15 protein-coding genes are annotated in these 14893 nt (G+C 64.0%); 10 read left to right on the forward strand and 5 right to left on the reverse strand.

Annotation, left to right across the window (positions count from 1 at the left end):
- Positions 1–451 precede the first annotated feature (451 nt).
- The gene (locus tag NATTI_RS26345; RefSeq protein WP_019991519.1) at positions 452–598 is read left to right on the forward strand and encodes a hypothetical protein; all 147 of its coding nucleotides are present in this window, start codon (positions 452–454) and stop codon (positions 596–598) included.
- On the opposite strand, the gene NATTI_RS0100220 is transcribed toward NATTI_RS26345, so the two are convergent.
- On the reverse strand, positions 599–2056 hold the full coding sequence (locus NATTI_RS0100220; protein WP_006091401.1) for an ATP-binding cassette domain-containing protein: 1458 nt from the start codon (positions 2054–2056) through the stop codon (positions 599–601).
- Positions 2053–3183, reverse strand: coding sequence for a vitamin B12 ABC transporter permease BtuC (gene btuC / locus NATTI_RS0100225; RefSeq protein WP_006091402.1), 1131 nt, complete (start codon positions 3181–3183; stop codon positions 2053–2055). Before btuC ends, NATTI_RS0100220 begins: the two co-directional genes overlap by 4 nt.
- A gap of 60 nt (positions 3184–3243) precedes the next feature.
- Here btuC and NATTI_RS0100230 point away from each other — a divergent pair, with 60 nt between their 5' ends.
- The 4 genes from NATTI_RS0100230 (at position 3244) to NATTI_RS0100250 (ending at position 6210) form a co-directional block, all read left to right on the forward strand.
- On the forward strand, positions 3244–4374 hold the full coding sequence (locus NATTI_RS0100230) for a PGF-CTERM-anchored ABC transporter substrate-binding protein (protein ID WP_006091403.1): 1131 nt from the start codon (positions 3244–3246) through the stop codon (positions 4372–4374).
- A 60-nt stretch (positions 4375–4434) separates the two neighbouring features.
- Positions 4435–4716: a signal recognition particle subunit SRP19 gene (srp19, locus tag NATTI_RS0100235; RefSeq protein ID WP_006091404.1), complete on the forward strand. Its 282-nt coding sequence runs from the start codon at positions 4435–4437 to the stop codon at positions 4714–4716.
- Entirely contained in the window at positions 4716–4973 is a 258-nt protein-coding gene (locus NATTI_RS0100240; RefSeq protein ID WP_006091405.1) for an H/ACA ribonucleoprotein complex subunit GAR1, read from the forward strand. The genes srp19 and NATTI_RS0100240 overlap by 1 nt, the downstream gene beginning before the upstream one ends.
- Before the next feature lie 169 nt (positions 4974–5142).
- Positions 5143–6210 carry a presenilin family intramembrane aspartyl protease PSH gene (locus NATTI_RS0100250; RefSeq protein ID WP_006091406.1) on the forward strand — a complete coding sequence of 356 codons (1068 nt, stop codon included), beginning with the start codon at positions 5143–5145 and terminating at the stop codon, positions 6208–6210.
- 98 nt (positions 6211–6308) lie between these two features.
- On the opposite strand, the gene NATTI_RS0100255 is transcribed toward NATTI_RS0100250, so the two are convergent.
- The 3 genes from NATTI_RS0100255 to NATTI_RS0100265 form a co-directional block, all read right to left on the reverse strand.
- Positions 6309–7043: a DUF6517 family protein gene (locus NATTI_RS0100255; protein WP_241434376.1), complete on the reverse strand. Its 735-nt coding sequence runs from the start codon at positions 7041–7043 to the stop codon at positions 6309–6311.
- A 173-nt stretch (positions 7044–7216) separates the two neighbouring features.
- Positions 7217–8710: a cysteine--tRNA ligase gene (gene cysS / locus NATTI_RS0100260; RefSeq protein ID WP_006091408.1), complete on the reverse strand. Its 1494-nt coding sequence runs from the start codon at positions 8708–8710 to the stop codon at positions 7217–7219.
- A gap of 194 nt (positions 8711–8904) precedes the next feature.
- Positions 8905–9402 carry a DUF7523 family protein gene (locus NATTI_RS0100265; RefSeq protein ID WP_006091409.1) on the reverse strand — a complete coding sequence of 166 codons (498 nt, stop codon included), beginning with the start codon at positions 9400–9402 and terminating at the stop codon, positions 8905–8907.
- A gap of 107 nt (positions 9403–9509) precedes the next feature.
- On the opposite strand from NATTI_RS0100265, the gene NATTI_RS0100270 reads away from it, so the two are divergent.
- From NATTI_RS0100270 to NATTI_RS0100290, 5 genes are all read left to right on the forward strand, one after another.
- Entirely contained in the window at positions 9510–9764 is a 255-nt protein-coding gene (locus NATTI_RS0100270) for a BolA family protein (RefSeq protein WP_006091410.1), read from the forward strand.
- Between the two features lie 86 nt (positions 9765–9850).
- Positions 9851–10312 (forward strand): PH domain-containing protein, encoded by a 462-nt coding sequence (locus tag NATTI_RS0100275; protein ID WP_006091411.1) that lies wholly within the window; start codon positions 9851–9853, stop codon positions 10310–10312.
- 7 nt (positions 10313–10319) lie between these two features.
- Positions 10320–12002 carry a PH domain-containing protein gene (locus tag NATTI_RS0100280; RefSeq protein WP_006091412.1) on the forward strand — a complete coding sequence of 561 codons (1683 nt, stop codon included), beginning with the start codon at positions 10320–10322 and terminating at the stop codon, positions 12000–12002.
- A 74-nt stretch (positions 12003–12076) separates the two neighbouring features.
- Positions 12077–13495, forward strand: a complete 1419-nt coding sequence (locus tag NATTI_RS0100285) for a class II fumarate hydratase (protein WP_006091413.1) — start codon at positions 12077–12079, stop codon at positions 13493–13495.
- A 281-nt stretch (positions 13496–13776) separates the two neighbouring features.
- Positions 13777–14010 carry an HVO_2901 family zinc finger protein gene (locus NATTI_RS0100290; RefSeq protein ID WP_006091414.1) on the forward strand — a complete coding sequence of 78 codons (234 nt, stop codon included), beginning with the start codon at positions 13777–13779 and terminating at the stop codon, positions 14008–14010.
- Positions 14011–14893: the final 883 nt, after the last annotated feature.

Genomic DNA, 14893 nt, shown 5'->3' on the forward strand with positions numbered 1-14893 from the left:
CCACTGAAAGTCAATGCACATCTGATCGCACGACGGCTGTGCGATCAGTGTGTAAGTAGTTTCAGTTGTTACTATAGCAGTGGTGCCGTCTCTGTCGCCGCGGAATCGACTGCCAGTACGCGCGTGGCCGCCGCCGTTGTTCGGTGGGTTCCGAGGCCGATAGCGGCTGCTCGAAGGTATTAGAGAGACGGGGTAGGTCAGTCAACGTGACTGCACGTGGAAACCACGCGAGTCGAAAGGTAGCTGCCTGACCGTGCCGCCTACCGATACTCTCGTTCAGTACGGTAAAACACCTCCGGTACTGGAGTCTGGCAACGATCTGCTGGGACGAACGAGCGCGCTGCAAGCGACGACGCCTGCCTTGCCCCTGTGGCCCGGTAACCGTGCCCGTCACCGTTCCCATCGCAAGAGCAAGCACAACGGCTACCCACGGCTACCGACTCACTCGAGTATGGTCCGGATTTCGACGATCGTCATCGTCCTCGCGATCATCCTCGGCATCGGTCTCATCCCGATTCCCATCATCCCCGGCGTCGGGATCCTCGTCGGTATCTCGGGAATCATCCTCGGAATTATTCTTCGGCTTCTCGGCTACTGATCAGTCGCTCGAGGACTCCGCCGAGACACCCGAACTCGACTCGCCGTCTGACGACCCGGTCTCCGAGGAGCCGGAGTCGGCCCGCGAGTACACCGACTCCAGCCCGCTCGCTACCGCCTCGTCGATCGCACCGAGAATCGTCTCCGGCGTCGCCTCGAGCCCGCGAGCACGGTCTCCGGTCGTGAATACGTCGCCGTCAGTTCGGCCTACCGCGTCGCCCTCAGTTATAGATCGCTCGTCGTCCGTCCCCCTCACGAGCACGATTGAGCCGGCCACCGCGTCGACTGTCTCGAGGAGCTGTCGCGACCCCGCGCCGGCCGACTCGAGCACGCCCTCGCTCACGACCGTCGTGTCGGCCTCGTGAATGCGCTCCTCGAACGCGGTCAGATCGGCCGGCGAGAGCGACTCGAACGGCGCTATCTCGAGCCGGTCGATATCGAGCGATCGGGCGGTCTCGCTCGCCGTGTCGCCCGCCGTGACTGGACCGACGGAAATCTCGAGTTCCGCGGTCGCCGTCTCGAGCCGAGCGAGGACACTCGAGGCGAGCGGTCCCGTGCCGAGGACGTGAACGCGGACGGGGGTCCCGTCGCCCGCTTCTCGAGTCTCGGACCCGTCGGCGTTCGGGAGCGCCGTCACGGTCTCCGTCCCCGTGATCGGATTCCGCGTGACGGTCGCGGTTGCGTCGAACACGTCCGACAGCGACTCGCCGGTCAGTACGTCCGCCGGCGGCCCGCTCCGATAGATCCCGCTGTCGGCGAGCATCACGAGCCGATCGCAGTAGCGCGCGGCCAGATCGAGGTCGTGAATCGCCGCGCAGACGGTTCGTCCTTCTTCGACTAGCTCACGGACTAACTCGAGCGTCTCGATCTGGTGATTCACGTCGAGACTTCCGGTCGGTTCGTCGAGCAACATGGCCGGCGTCTCCTGGGCGATCGCCCGCGCGAGCACCACGCGCTGGCGCTGGCCGCCGCTCACCTCGTCGATCGGTCGGTCCGCGAGTTCGGCCGTTCGAGTGCGCTCGAGTGCGCGTTCGACGGCCTCGCGGTCCTCGCGTGTGGGGGACGAAAAGCGCGAGCGGTGAGGATGTCGCCCCATCTCGACGACATCCCGAATGGGGAACGAAAACGACAGTGCCGTATCCTGCGGCACAACTGAGACCAGTCGACTCGAGGCCTTCGAGGACGCGCGGTGAACGTCGGTGTCGCCGACCGTCACGGTTCCCGAATCGGGCTCGAGCGCGCCGCTGATCGCCCGGAGCAGCGTTGTCTTCCCAGCTCCGTTCGGCCCTACGAAGCCGACGAACTCGCCGGGTTCGATCGTCAGCGAGACGCCCTCGAGCACGGAGAGATCGCCGAAGGACAGCGAGAGATTTTCGACGGTGATCGACGCTCGCTCGGGCGACGGGCCCGATTCGCTCGAGACATCGTTACCGTCGGGTCCGCCCCGGAATCGGCTCATACCGAATGCACCTCCCGACGGGTGAGCAGGAACAGGAAGAAGGGCGCACCCAGTGCGGCCGTGATGATGCCGACGGGGACGATGGGCGTGGAAACCTCGAGACCGAAGGGGAACGAAAGCGTCCCGAGGCGAGCGATCGTATCGGTCGCGACGAGAAACGACGCGCCCGCAAGCGCGCTGGTGGGCAGGAGGATTCGGTGGTCAGGGCCGACGAGCAGCCGCATGATGTGGGGAACGACGAGGCCGACGAAGCCGATAACGCCGGCGACGGCGACGCCCGCGGCGGTGACAATGCTCGCGAGCGCGAGCAGGAGGAGTTTGGTTCGCTCGACATCGACCCCGAGGTGGTGTGCGTCCTCCTCGCCCAGCAGGAGGACGTTCATCTCGCGCGTGTAGGTGAGCAAGACGGCGACGCCGACGAGGGTTACGGGCAACGCGAACCGAACGTCGCTCCAGGTGCTGTTGGCGAGATGCCCCATCATCCAGATGACAGCCTGTCGGAGGTCGTCGCCGCTGTGGACGAGCATGTATGAGATCATCGCGCCGAGGAAGGCCTGTATCGCCACCCCCGCGAGCAACAGCGTTGCGACGGGCGTTCGACCGCCCTCGGTCGCGATCGCGTAGACGAGAAACGCGGTCCCGAGCGCGCCGACGAACGCCGAGAGGTGGAGCCCGCCGAACGGGATCAGCGCCGGAAACGCGATCGCCGCGACGGCGCCCGCGGCGGCACCCGAGGAGACGCCGATGATCGACGGATCCGCGAGCGGATTGCGGAAGAACCCTTGCATGACCGTCCCCGCGGCTGCGAGCGAAAAGCCGACCGTCGCTGCGAGTGCGATTCGGGGGAGTCGGATGTTCTCGACGATGTACTGGTGGCTCCCCGACACGTCAAACGAGAAGATCGAGGTGTACTCGAAGCCGGGGAGCGGAACCGTGACGCCGATCCACGGAACGGTGCTCTCGCTCAGTACGATACTTGAGGGGATCACAAGGGCGTTCAACGTGGCCATCGCGACCGTTAGTGGATCGATCCTGACGGAGCCGAGAGCGGCGCTCCCGATGACGACGGCGACGAGCAGGGTGGAAAGCCCCACCGACCACGCGGCAGTTCGGACCGATCGCTCCATACTTCACAATCTCGATTGGAGTAGGCAAATATTTGTTGAAGTAGCGGGTGGGTACGGACGATGCGACACCAACTGACTGTTTTCGTGGCCGTCTTACTCGCGATTTCTGTCGTCGCCCCCGTCGCGGGTGCGACTGCCGCGACGACGGGAGCCGCGGTACAGGATTCAGAGGCACAGTGTGAGTATCCCCTTACGATAACCGATGCGTCCGGCGAAGAGGTCACCATCGACGACGAACCCGAGTCGGTCGTGACGCTCTACCCGGGTGACGCACAGCTCGCCTACTCCATCGGCGCCGAGGACAAAGTCGTCGGCATGCCGGTCGGGCAGTACACCGATTCGCTCGACGCTGGCGACCGAACCGATATCAGCGAAGACGATGGCGTGACACCGAACGCCGAAGAGATCGTCGCGCTCGACCCCGATGTCGTGCTGGCCGCAAACATCGCACTCGGCCAAGAGGACCTCCTCGAGACGCTCGAGGACGCCGACATTACGGTCGTCGTGCTTGACACGGCGAATTCGATCGACGACGTCCACGACAACGTCCGCACTACCGGCGAGGTGACCGGCGAGTGCGAGAGCGCCGAGGAGACGGTCGAGTGGATGGACGACCGACTCGAGGTCGTCGCAGACGCGCTCGAGGACGAGGAAGCGCCGCTCGCGTACTACGACAGCGGCGACGACGGCGCAACCTTCGGTGCGGAGACGTTCCAGCACGACGTGCTGACGGCGGGCGGACTCGACAACCTGGCCGCCGAAGCCGGCGAGGAGGGCTGGGTGATGATGAGTCCGGAGACCGTCGTCGACGAGGATCCGGAGTGGGTCGTCTACCCCGACCGTGAAGATGCTCCGCCGTCCGCGGACAATCTGGAAGAGACGACCGCGTTCCAGGAGGATAATATCCACGCAGTCGACGATAACGCGGTGAGCCAGCCCGCTCCGGACGTCGTCTACGTGGTCGAATCGCTCGTCGAGACCGTCCACCCCGACGTGTACGACGAGATCGAGTCCGACCTCGCGGATGTCGACGAGGCACACGGAGTCGGTGACGACGCGAACGGCGAGGACGACGACGCGGACGACGCAGACGCGAGCGACGACGGCGATGACACGATCCCCGGCTTCGGGATCCCCGTCGCAGCCGCCGCAGTGCTCGCCGTCGCCGGCTTCCTCCTGCGCCGTCGATAACCGTCTCGCTGCCGTCTCGTTTTGAAAAGGGTTTACTCGTCGGCTGTTCGAGATGAACGCATGGTCGAGAACGTCATCTGGCCCGCCTATCTCGATGCGGGCCTCTCACGGGCCGAGGGTCGGCGCGTGTCCCAGGATCTCGCAGTCGAAGAGCCGACGGTCGACGAAATCGCCAAGTCCGTCCAGCAGATCGGGTACGACGCCACGATCGAGCGGGACAAAGCCTACTCCCGGGAGCACTGGGCCGACCGGGGCCGAGTCGTCGTCCGCGGGGCCGACGACTCGACGAAGAACGACCTCGTCCAGGCCGTGGCGGCGTACGTCGCCGCGATGCGAGACTGATGCGCCGGGTTGGCTCCGTCGTCCGAACTGCACAGGGACTCGCCGTGTTGCGAACGGACGACACCGAAGGCGACGCATCCGACTCGAGCGACGCGATCCGCAACGAGATCGGCACGATGGTGCTGAACGACTCACTCGAGACGGTCGGACGCGTCGTCGACGTCTTCGGCCCCGTCGACCGTCCGTACATCGCGGTGACGCCGGACAGCGGCGTCCACCTGCCGTCGCTCGTCGGCTCGACGCTCTACGCTCGGTAGGCCGCGAGAGGGTCGTCGTCGCCGCTCGAGGATCGGAGATCCACTGTCCGGTTCCGTTCTGGCTCCGTTCCGGCCTCGTTTCGGTTCCGTTTCGACATCGTACGGATCGATTCGTTCGTCTCGAGCGGAAACGAAAACACCCATAGGAGCAGGGTGTAAACGCCGCTTCATGAACCATCGGACACGCGTCTATCTCGCCGTCGCGTTCACCGTGGCGCTCTTTCTCGGCGTCCAACTCGGCGCGCTGGCGCTGGTCGACCCCTTCCAGGAGGCCGGCCACCAGGCCGTCGAGGATCCCGACGATCCGACGAACAGCGCGGTCTACTTCGGCATTATCCTCGGTGCGACCGCGCTCATGCTCGTGACGTTCAAGTACGATGTCCAGTGGCTGATCAAGGCCATGATCATCGGCGTCAGCGTGATGCTCGCCTGGTTCGTCTTCGCCGAACTCGTGCCGCCGGTCGTCACCGTCGGCGAGGTCAACGCTCTCGCGGCTCTCGCCGCGCTCGTCGTCGGCGCGGCCCTCCTGTTCTACCCCGAGTGGTACGTCATCGACGCCACAGGTGTCGTCATGGGAGCCGGTGCCGCGGCACTCTTCGGGATCAGTTTCGGACTCCTGCCGGCGATCTTACTGCTCGCCGTCCTCGCCGTCTACGACGCCATCAGCGTCTACCGAACCGAACACATGCTCGACCTGGCCGAGGGCGTGATGGACCTCAAGATCCCCGTCGTGCTCGTCATCCCGACGAGCCTCTCCTACTCGTATCTCGCGTCGGGCAGCACGGACGGCGTTCTCGAGGACGACGATGCCGACAGTGATGATGGCTCGACCCAGGTAGACGGCTCGAACGCCGACGCCGTCGGTGAGTCGAGCGCGGACGATGCGACTCCGAACCCCGACGATAGCGACACCGATACCGACGAGCTATCCGAAGCAGAACAGGAGCGCGACGCGCTCTTTATTGGGCTCGGCGACGCCGTCATCCCGACGATTCTCGTCGCGAGTGCCGCATACTTCCTCGATGTCGGCACGATCGACGTCCCCGGCATCGCGCTGAACGTTCCCGCACTCGGCGCGCTGGTCGGCACCATCGCCGGACTCCTCGTCCTCATGTACATGGTCCTCAAGGGCCGACCGCACGCGGGACTCCCCCTGCTCAACGGTGGGGCCATCGGCGGCTACCTGCTCGGGGCGCTCGCGAGCGGGCTCTCGCTCGCCGCCGCGTTCGGACTGTAAGCCGTTTTTCGCGATCATCGACTAGCGGGATCGGACCGGATCAGAATCAGTACGGTGGTGAACCGACGCGCATTGAACTGTGTGCTGGTCGTCGCGAGCTACTCGTCCTCGCCGCCGTCATCTGATTCGGCATCGTCGCCGTCGCTATCGCTCTCGACGATATCGACCTCAATATCGTCGCCGTGCTCGATGCCGGCGATCAGTGTATCGACACGCTCTCGCTCGTCGTCCAGCGGAATATCGTCGTCATCGGGATAGACCCCGATGACCACGAGGTGGTCCTCGTCGTAACTGAGCCGGGCGATATCGACGTAGACGTCGACACCCGTTTCTCCCTGTAGCGTCGCCGTCCCGTCGTACGTCTCGAGTGAGATCGTCGACTCGAGGTCCTCCGCTTCGATAGCCCGCCCGCCGACGTTGCTGTCGATCTCGAGTTCGTCGTACTCTTCCTGGACGTACTCGGCGAGTTCCGCTTCGCTCATGTCGCCGACGGGGTTGAAGCTCTCTCCCGCGACGGCGACCTGTGGCGTCGAAACGAGCGCGAAGACACCGGCGTCGACCTCGGAACTGAGCCCGGCGAACGGCACGTCGATGGTCCGAACGTACTGGCTGATATAGTTCGTGGTTTCGACGTTCTCGCCGCCGAACTCCCGCTCTTCGACCCGCTCTTCGGTGCCTCGATACTCGTAGCCGGCGTCGTCTGCGGCGTCCGGCGAGACGCGGATCGGCGACGCCTCGAACGTCGTGATGTCGTCGAGAATATCGCTGACACAACCCGCAAATGCACCGGCGGCACCGACCGCAGCCGCGGCAACGAACTGTCGTCGATTCATACTAGTCGGGTCGACCGTGTTCTCGGACAAAAAGCTCGTGGTCATCGTCACGGCGTGGAATAGCCGGATGTCGTGCGTTTCAGGCGCTCGAAAGCCGTCTCCCACTCAGCGATCAACAGCGCCGTCGGACGGCCCGCGAGCGTCGCGACGGGAGGGTTTCGTCTCGGACTCGTCTACTTCCCGGAGGGAAGCCGATAGCTCGCCCCGTCGTCCGTATCCTGTACTTCGATGCCGAGCGCCTCGAGTTCGTCGCGCAACTCGTCGGCCCGGTCGTAGTTCCCGTCGGCCCGCTCCTGCTCGCGGACGTCGAGAACGAGGTCGACGACGTCTCCTGCGAGGTCGGCCGTCCCCGTCGTCTCGCCGACGAAGGAAAGCCCGAGGACGGCACCGAGTTTCTCGAGCGCGTCGACGGCCCGCCGAAGCCCTCGGTAGTCGAACTCCGAACGATTCTCGAGATGGGAGTTGACCGCGGTCGCGATCGACAGCAGGGCCGATTGGCCCTCTCGAGTGTTGAAGTCGTCGTTCATGGCCTCGACGAACGAGTCGCGAGCGTCGTCGACGGCCGTTCGCAACGACTCGTCGTCTACTTTCGTGCGCGCAGCGGTCGAATCGACCGCGTCGACGGCCGCCTCGTAGGCCCGCTCGAGTCGGTCCCAACGCTCCTCGGCCTCGGCGATCGTCTCGTCGGAGTAGAGCTGCTTGCTGTTGTACGATCCCGCGGTGAGGAAGGTTCGCAACACGTTCGTCCCCCACCGGTCGACGGCCTCGTCGACGGTGACGAAGTTGCCCAGACTCGAGGACATCTTCTCGTCGTCCATCTGGAACAGTTCGCAGTGGAGCCAGTAGTTCGCGAACTGCTGGTCGGTCGCGGCTTCCGACTGGGCGATCTCGTTTTCGTGGTGGGGGAAGACGAGGTCTCGACCGCCGACGTGGAGGTCCAGCGTCTCGTCTAAGTGCGTCATGCTCATCGCCGAGCACTCGATGTGCCAGCCCGGGCGGCCCTCGCCCCACGGCGAGTCCCAGGTCTGTCCCTCGGGAGTGTGATCGCAGTGGTCGACACCCTCGTGGCGGTGTTCGTGGACGGCGTTTTCGTCGACGCTTCCGGCCTTCCAGAGTGCGAAGTCCGCGGGATGGCGCTTTTCCGTCCGCTCGTCGGGGTCGCCCTGGGATTCGATCTCGTCGAGTTCCTGGTTCGAGAGCTTGCCGTACTCGTCGAAACTGGTGACGTCGAAGTAGACCGAGCCGTTCGACTCGTAGGCGTAGCCCTTCTCGATCAGCGTCTCGACGAGGTCGACGATTTCCGGGACGTGCTCGGAGACGCGGGGATAGACCTCCGCCCGCAGGAGATTGAGCGAGCGCATATCCTCGAGCGTGTGCTCGATGTAGCTCTCCGCGACGGCCGCTTCGTCCTCGCCGAGATCGTCTTCGCCCACGCGGGCGACGATCTTCTCGTTGACGTCGGTGAAGTTCTCGACGTGACGCACGTCGTACCCGAGGTACTCGAGCCAGCGGTGCATGACGTCGACGTGGACCCACGAGCGGGCGTGGCCCAAATGTGGCGGGTCCGAAACCGTCAGGCCACAGTAGTAGAGCAGAACGTTCTCGGGATCCTGTGGCTCGAACGGCTCGCGTTCGCCCGTCAACGTGTTCGTCACGTGCAGGGTCATGACGCTCACTTCCCCCGGCCGAAAGTTAAACCGTGTCATCTACCACGGCTAACGCCGAGGGCTTGAGCGTTGAACTCCCACTTCTGCCGACAACGTATCGGAGGCGGTGTACTCTCCATTCAGGTTCGCCGTCCCGCTCTTGAGGGCGAGATGACCGTCGCCCAATCCCGGGACGGCTCGAGTCTCGATTCCGATCACTCGCCGCTCGACGGAACGGCCTCGAGCGCGTTCTCGACCGCTCGCAGCGCGTTCGCCCCCTCGAGTCGGTCGACGACGACGACAATCGAGTCACCGCCAACGGCGGCCGAAGCGGGAATGATCTCCTCGAGACTCAGTCCCTGTAAGACCGCAGCGAGCGCGGCCGCGTCGACATCTCCCGCCGCGACAATCGCCGTCCGATCGCCCCCATCAAATCCGAACGACGTCCCGCCGACGGCGATCAGCGCGTCGTCCGATCCGGCGTCGACCGGACCGATCCCGCTCTCCATTCTGACCCGTACGTCGCGAGCGTCGCGCTCGTACGCCGGCAACTCCTCGGCGTACCGCCGCAGCGCTGTCGCGACCGCGTCGACCTCGCCGTCGATCTCGAGAAACCGGGCAGCGGCGGTGTAGTTCACGACGCCCGCCCGCAGCGCCGTGCGAAGAAACGGATGGTCGTCTGCAGCACGGCGAGTCTCGGCTGCCAGTGACATACAACAGGCAGTGACCCATGTCACTATAAACTCGACGACGTCAACCAACCGAAGCGGGTGGGCAGTCGGACCGCGGCGTTTTTGCCTCGAGCGCCCAACTTTCGACTATGGATCTGGACGATATCGAGGAACTCATCGAATCGAATCTCGAGGACGCAGACGCCACGGTCACGCACGCACGCGACAAACACGACGACGACCATCTCGCGGCGACCGTGATCTCGCCGGCGTTCGACGGCGTCCCGCTGGTCCAGCAACACCAGCAGGTCTACGACGCCCTCGGCGATCACATGACGACCGACATCCACGCCCTCGAGCTATCGACGTACACGCCCGAGGAGCACGACGAGTACGAGGGGTGAACTGGGCGTTTCGGGCGGCGAATCGGCGTCGCGCTCGTTGCAGACGGAACCGCAGCTTTATCCTCCGTACCTGATAGGATATGCGTATGGAATCGCTTCACCCCCGCATCAGGCTGCTCTGGATCGCGCAGGGAGCGATCACGGCGGTCGTCCTCGGCGTCGTCCTCGCGCTCGTCGATCAGTGGATTACCGACGTTCCCACGGTCGCCATCGCCGGCGTCGCCGCGTTCGCACTGCTACTCGGGATCGTCTACGCCGTCCGTCTCTATCAGGTCTGGAAGTTCGAACTCCAGAACGACGCGCTCTATCTGGAGCGCGGCGTCGTCACGTTCGTCGAGACCGCGGTCCCGTTCGTCCGCGTCCAGCACGTCGACACGCAGTTCGGACCGATCGAACGCGCGCTCGGACTCTCGAGCGTCGTCGTCTACACCGCGGGCTCCCGAAACGCGGACGTTCGGATTCCGGGACTGACGCCCGACCGTGCCCGGGATTTGCAGGACACGCTTCGCGAACTCGCCGTCGAGAGCGAAGCCGACGACGCTGTCTGACACGATCATGAATCGACTACATCCACTGAGCGCGATCGCGTACGGCCTCCAGTACGGCTTCATCTGGCTGTGGATCCCGATGGTGCTCGTCCTCGTCCTGGGCGGGATCATCGATCCGGTCAGTCCGGCCTGGTTCCCCGTGGCCGCACCGCTCGGATTCGTCGCCGGCGTCGCCTACGGAATCGGCTACTACTACCGGTTCGAGTACGGCATCACGCCGGACACGTTTGACGTCGCCTCCGGCGTCTTCGCGCGTCGGTCCCGGGAAATTCCGTACGGTCGCATTCAGAACGTCGACGTTCGACAGGGCGTCTTCCAGCGGCTGTTCGGGCTCGCGACTCTCTCGATCGAAACTGCTGGCGGCGGTGCCACCGAAGCCACGTTGAACTTCGTCAGCGAGTCCGAAGCCAACCGGCTCCAGGAACAGATTCGACGCCGAACGGCCGACGCAAAAGACCGTCGACGCAAGCGCGAGTCGTCGCCCGCTGAGGAGCGAGAACCGGTCGACGAAACCGGCGAGATAACGACCGAGAGCGACGAGACGGCGACACCGACCGATACGGAGCATTCCGCTGATCCCGACCCAACCGTTCCGTCGTCGGACCCGACCGAGAGCCGACGGGATCGCGCGCCAACGTACGAACCTCCGCGTCGCCGAAAGCTGTTCGACCTCGAGTCGCGAGAACTGCTGCTCTACTCCTTTACGTCGTTCCGACCCGCGGCCGCGGCGGCCGTGCTGGGGCTGTTTTTCATCGCGACGGACACGTTCATCGAACTGCTCGTGACGATCGCTCAACCGGTCGGCGGTCCCGAATCGATCGGCGAAGGGACGACTACCAACTACGGCGTCCTGACGCTCGTCTCGATGATCAACGGGATCGTCATCACGTATATGTTGAGCGTCGCCTACACGTTCGCCACCTACTACGACTTCCGGCTGGGTCGCGCCGACGAGGACTTCGTCTACGAACGGGGCCTTCTCCAGCGCTACAGCGGATCGATCCCCGTCGAGAAGGTCCAATCGGTGACGGTGACGGCCAATCCGCTCCAGCGACTCATCGGTTACGCCGGCCTCTGGGTCGAGACGGCCGGCTACGGGCCCGACAGCAACGGCGGCAGTCAGTCAGCCGTGCCGCTGGCCAAACAGGGTCGCGTCCATCGGTTCACGGAAAACCTGACCGACGTGGAGACGCCGAAATTCCGGAGTCCGCCGACGATGGCTCGCCGTCGCTACCTTGTCCGGTACTCGATGATCGCCGCCGTTATCGTCGCGATTTTCTTCGGTATCGCGCAAGTGACCGCTCTCGATCGCTGGTATCTAGCTGCAATCGTCTTTGCAGCGGTGCCCCCCGCGGCGCACCTGAAGTACGTCCACCTCGGCTACTACGTTGGGGAGGACCACCTCGTCATCCGGCGCGGCTTCTGGAGTCGCCGAACCACCGTGATTCCCTACTACCGAATCCAGACGGTTTCGACCCGGCGATCGATTTTCCAGCGCCGCCTCGGACTGGCGTCGTTGGTCGTCGACACGGCGAGTTCGCGGACGTTCTTCTGGGCGACGCCGACGATCTACGACGTCGACCTCGAGGACGCACGCGGCGTCCAGCGCGCCAGTCGCAAACGCCTGCAGTCGGCGCTCCGCGAACGCGCCCGTGACGACGATCTGGGGCTGTCGGTCGACTTCACCTGAGGCGGCCTCCGTTCCCCACCTGTCGCCGGCGTCGTTTCGGTGGATTTTACCACGCTCACAGCGACGCTCTCCGTATGGGAGACGAAGACACGGACTACCGTATCGAGGAGGACAGTCTCGGCGAGATGCAGGTTCCAAAGGACGCCTACTGGGGCGCACAGACCCAGCGGGCCATTCAGAACTTCCCCATTTCGGGCATCTCCTTCAGTCGACGATTCGTCCGCGCGCTCGGCGTCGTCAAGAAGGGTGCCGCACAGGCCAACCGCGACCTCGACCTGATCGAGGACGACGTCGCCGAGGCGATCATCGAGGCCGCCGACGAGGTCATCGCCGGCGAACACGACGACCAGTTCCCGGTCGATGTCTTCCAGACCGGCTCCGGAACCTCCTCTAACATGAACGCCAACGAGGTCATCGCCAACCGCGCCGCCGAGATCATGGGCTCGGAGATCGGCGACCGCGTCGTCCACCCCAACGACCACGTCAACTACGGCCAGTCGTCTAACGACGTCATCCCGACCGCGATGCACGTCGCCTCCCTCGAGGCCGTCGAGAAGGACGTTATCCCTGCCCTCGACACGCTTCGTGAGGCGCTCGAGCGCAAAGAGGAGGAGTTCGACGATGTCGTCAAGACGGGCCGAACGCACCTCCAAGACGCGACGCCAGTCACGCTCGGCCAGGAGTTCGGCGGCTACCGCACGCAGGTCGAGAAAGGACTCGGGCGCGTGGACAACGTTCGCGAACACCTCGCCGAACTCGCGCTTGGCGGAACCGCGACGGGAACCGGCCTCAATACGCACGAGGAGTTCCCCGGCCGCGCCGCCGAGTACATCACCAAAGAGACCGGCGTCCAGTTCCGCGAGGCCGACAACCACTTCGAGGCCCAGGCCGCCCACGACGCGATGAGCGAGGCCCACGGCGCACTCCGAGTGATTGCGGGCTCGCTGAACAAGATCGCGAACGATCTTCGACTGTTGGCTTCCGGTCCGCGAAACGGGCTCGGAGAGATCGAACAGCCCGAGAACCAGCCCGGTTCGTCGATCATGCCCGGCAAGATCAACCCGGTCGTCGCCGAGGCCGTCAATCAGGTCCACAAACAGGTCGTCGGCAACGACGCCGCCGTCGCAGCGGGCGCAGCGGAGGGTCAGATCGACCTCAACCTCTACAAGCCCGTCCTCGCGCACAACTTCCTCGAGTCGGCGGAACTCATCTCGAACTCGAGCCAGGTCTTCGCCGAGCGCTTCGTTGATCCGCTCGAGGCGAACGCGGAGTACTGCGAAGAGCGCGTCGAGCAGTCGATGGCGATGGCCACTTCACTCAACGTTCACATCGGCTACGATAAGGCCAGCGAAGTCGCCAAAACTGCACTCAAGGAGGACAAAACGGTTCGCGAGGTCGTCCTCGAGAAGGGCTATCTCAGCGAGGAGGAAGCCGACGAGGTCCTCGATCCCCGGAAGATGACCGAGCGCGGCATCCTCGGTCAGGACGACTGACTCGAGTCGCGAACTGAAACTATTTTTCTAACACGGCGTCCTTATTAGAAGGTACACCTACCACCAAGTTGATACTGGTCCGTGTAACCGAGTCACACGACGTTGCTGTGCGTAGACGTGACAGGAAATGGAGTACCCAAGACTGAGTAAACAGGTCGATTGATCGTTCTTTATTCCCGGACTACCTTGGGTAAATCGGCACAGTGGAGCCGAATCACGTCCGTTTCGAACGGAAGAAACGAACCCAAGCAGTTTTGTTGGATGCTCGCGTCAGACGAAATATGCACACCTGTCGCAACTGCAACCAGTCCTTCCAGACGGAGCTTGCCCTCGAATTACACCGCGATACGTGCAAAAAGGGACAGCTTTTCTGTCAAGTATGTGGCGACCGGTTCCGGGAAGGCGATGCGACCCAGGACGGATGGCACTACGAATGTCCGAACGACGAGTGTGAGGGCGACGGACTGCAAGAGGACCTGTATCGCGTCGACGACGTCCGCGCAGCGACTCACTGACCGAACGACGAGCGGTTCCGATCGAGTCGGTTTTCGACTCCAACTGGTCGCGTTCACATCTTCTTATGCGTCGGGCCCAATATAGGAGCTGTGGCCACCGAACGCCACGCTTCTTCCTCGAGTGAGACGACGAGTTCGCAGTCGTCGTACTCGAGTATCGCGTACGTCGACCCGCGAGCACCGGATTCGGCCAATCGATCACGGCAACGCTGTTGTTGCTCGGTGTCGTGTTCACGCAACGGTGCTTGTCTACGCCGTGGCTGCGATTCTCGGGCTGGCAGCGGTCCCACGGTGGCGACTCGACCCGTACCGCCTGCGTGCGATTTCGGCTTGTGTGTTTCACTCTCGAACCGGAGCCACGCACTGTCTGTGCCATCTGGAACTTGAACACATTTCGATATAGCACTATATGATTCATGAGTCGGACAGCAGCCACGTATCGCCGATATGTGTGGTGGTAACACGAGCCTATCGATTCCGTCATCGGGCGCTGAAGACGGACTCCATCCCACACAGCGACGGTGTCGGACACACGACGACTGCTGAAAGCCGACGGACTGGAACGGGCACCTGACGTCAGCTCCGTTCGGAACCAGACTCCGTCCACGACAGCCCGTGACGACACCTCGGTCGTGTCCAGAGCCATGCTACTAACGCCGCCACGAGACACGACGAGAGATCCCTTCCGAACATCGCGTTGTGCCGACCACTACGACGCGACAGCTGCCCCGTAACGATCCGAGATCGGTATCGGACCGGATCGCCACTGGCTCTCTGCGCACCTCGTCTTCCGCTCTCCACGCCTCCGCTGCAATCGCTCGAGACGGTGCCATCGGCGCTCGGGGGCGAAGACTTCACAGTGGTCACGACGAGCCTTGACGGA

Source organism: Natronorubrum tibetense GA33 (assembly GCF_000383975.1).
GTDB classification, from domain to species: domain Archaea; phylum Halobacteriota; class Halobacteria; order Halobacteriales; family Natrialbaceae; genus Natronorubrum; species Natronorubrum tibetense.

Bases quoted from the DNA above. Each gene is read 5' to 3' on its own strand.
- NATTI_RS26345 (WP_019991519.1), top strand. From the start codon at position 452: ATGGTCCGGATTTCGACGATCGTCATCGTCCTCGCGATCATCCTCGGC.
- NATTI_RS0100220 (WP_006091401.1), bottom strand. From the start codon at position 2,056: ATGAGCCGATTCCGGGGCGGACCCGACGGTAACGATGTCTCGAGCGAA.
- btuC (WP_006091402.1), bottom strand. From the start codon at position 3,183: ATGGAGCGATCGGTCCGAACTGCCGCGTGGTCGGTGGGGCTTTCCACC.
- NATTI_RS0100230 (WP_006091403.1), top strand. From the start codon at position 3,244: ATGCGACACCAACTGACTGTTTTCGTGGCCGTCTTACTCGCGATTTCT.
- srp19 (WP_006091404.1), top strand. From the start codon at position 4,435: ATGGTCGAGAACGTCATCTGGCCCGCCTATCTCGATGCGGGCCTCTCA.
- NATTI_RS0100240 (WP_006091405.1), top strand. From the start codon at position 4,716: ATGCGCCGGGTTGGCTCCGTCGTCCGAACTGCACAGGGACTCGCCGTG.
- NATTI_RS0100250 (WP_006091406.1), top strand. From the start codon at position 5,143: ATGAACCATCGGACACGCGTCTATCTCGCCGTCGCGTTCACCGTGGCG.
- NATTI_RS0100255 (WP_241434376.1), bottom strand. From the start codon at position 7,043: ATGAATCGACGACAGTTCGTTGCCGCGGCTGCGGTCGGTGCCGCCGGT.
- cysS (WP_006091408.1), bottom strand. From the start codon at position 8,710: ATGACCCTGCACGTGACGAACACGTTGACGGGCGAACGCGAGCCGTTC.
- NATTI_RS0100265 (WP_006091409.1), bottom strand. From the start codon at position 9,402: ATGTCACTGGCAGCCGAGACTCGCCGTGCTGCAGACGACCATCCGTTT.
- NATTI_RS0100270 (WP_006091410.1), top strand. From the start codon at position 9,510: ATGGATCTGGACGATATCGAGGAACTCATCGAATCGAATCTCGAGGAC.
- NATTI_RS0100275 (WP_006091411.1), top strand. From the start codon at position 9,851: ATGGAATCGCTTCACCCCCGCATCAGGCTGCTCTGGATCGCGCAGGGA.
- NATTI_RS0100280 (WP_006091412.1), top strand. From the start codon at position 10,320: ATGAATCGACTACATCCACTGAGCGCGATCGCGTACGGCCTCCAGTAC.
- NATTI_RS0100285 (WP_006091413.1), top strand. From the start codon at position 12,077: ATGGGAGACGAAGACACGGACTACCGTATCGAGGAGGACAGTCTCGGC.
- NATTI_RS0100290 (WP_006091414.1), top strand. From the start codon at position 13,777: ATGCACACCTGTCGCAACTGCAACCAGTCCTTCCAGACGGAGCTTGCC.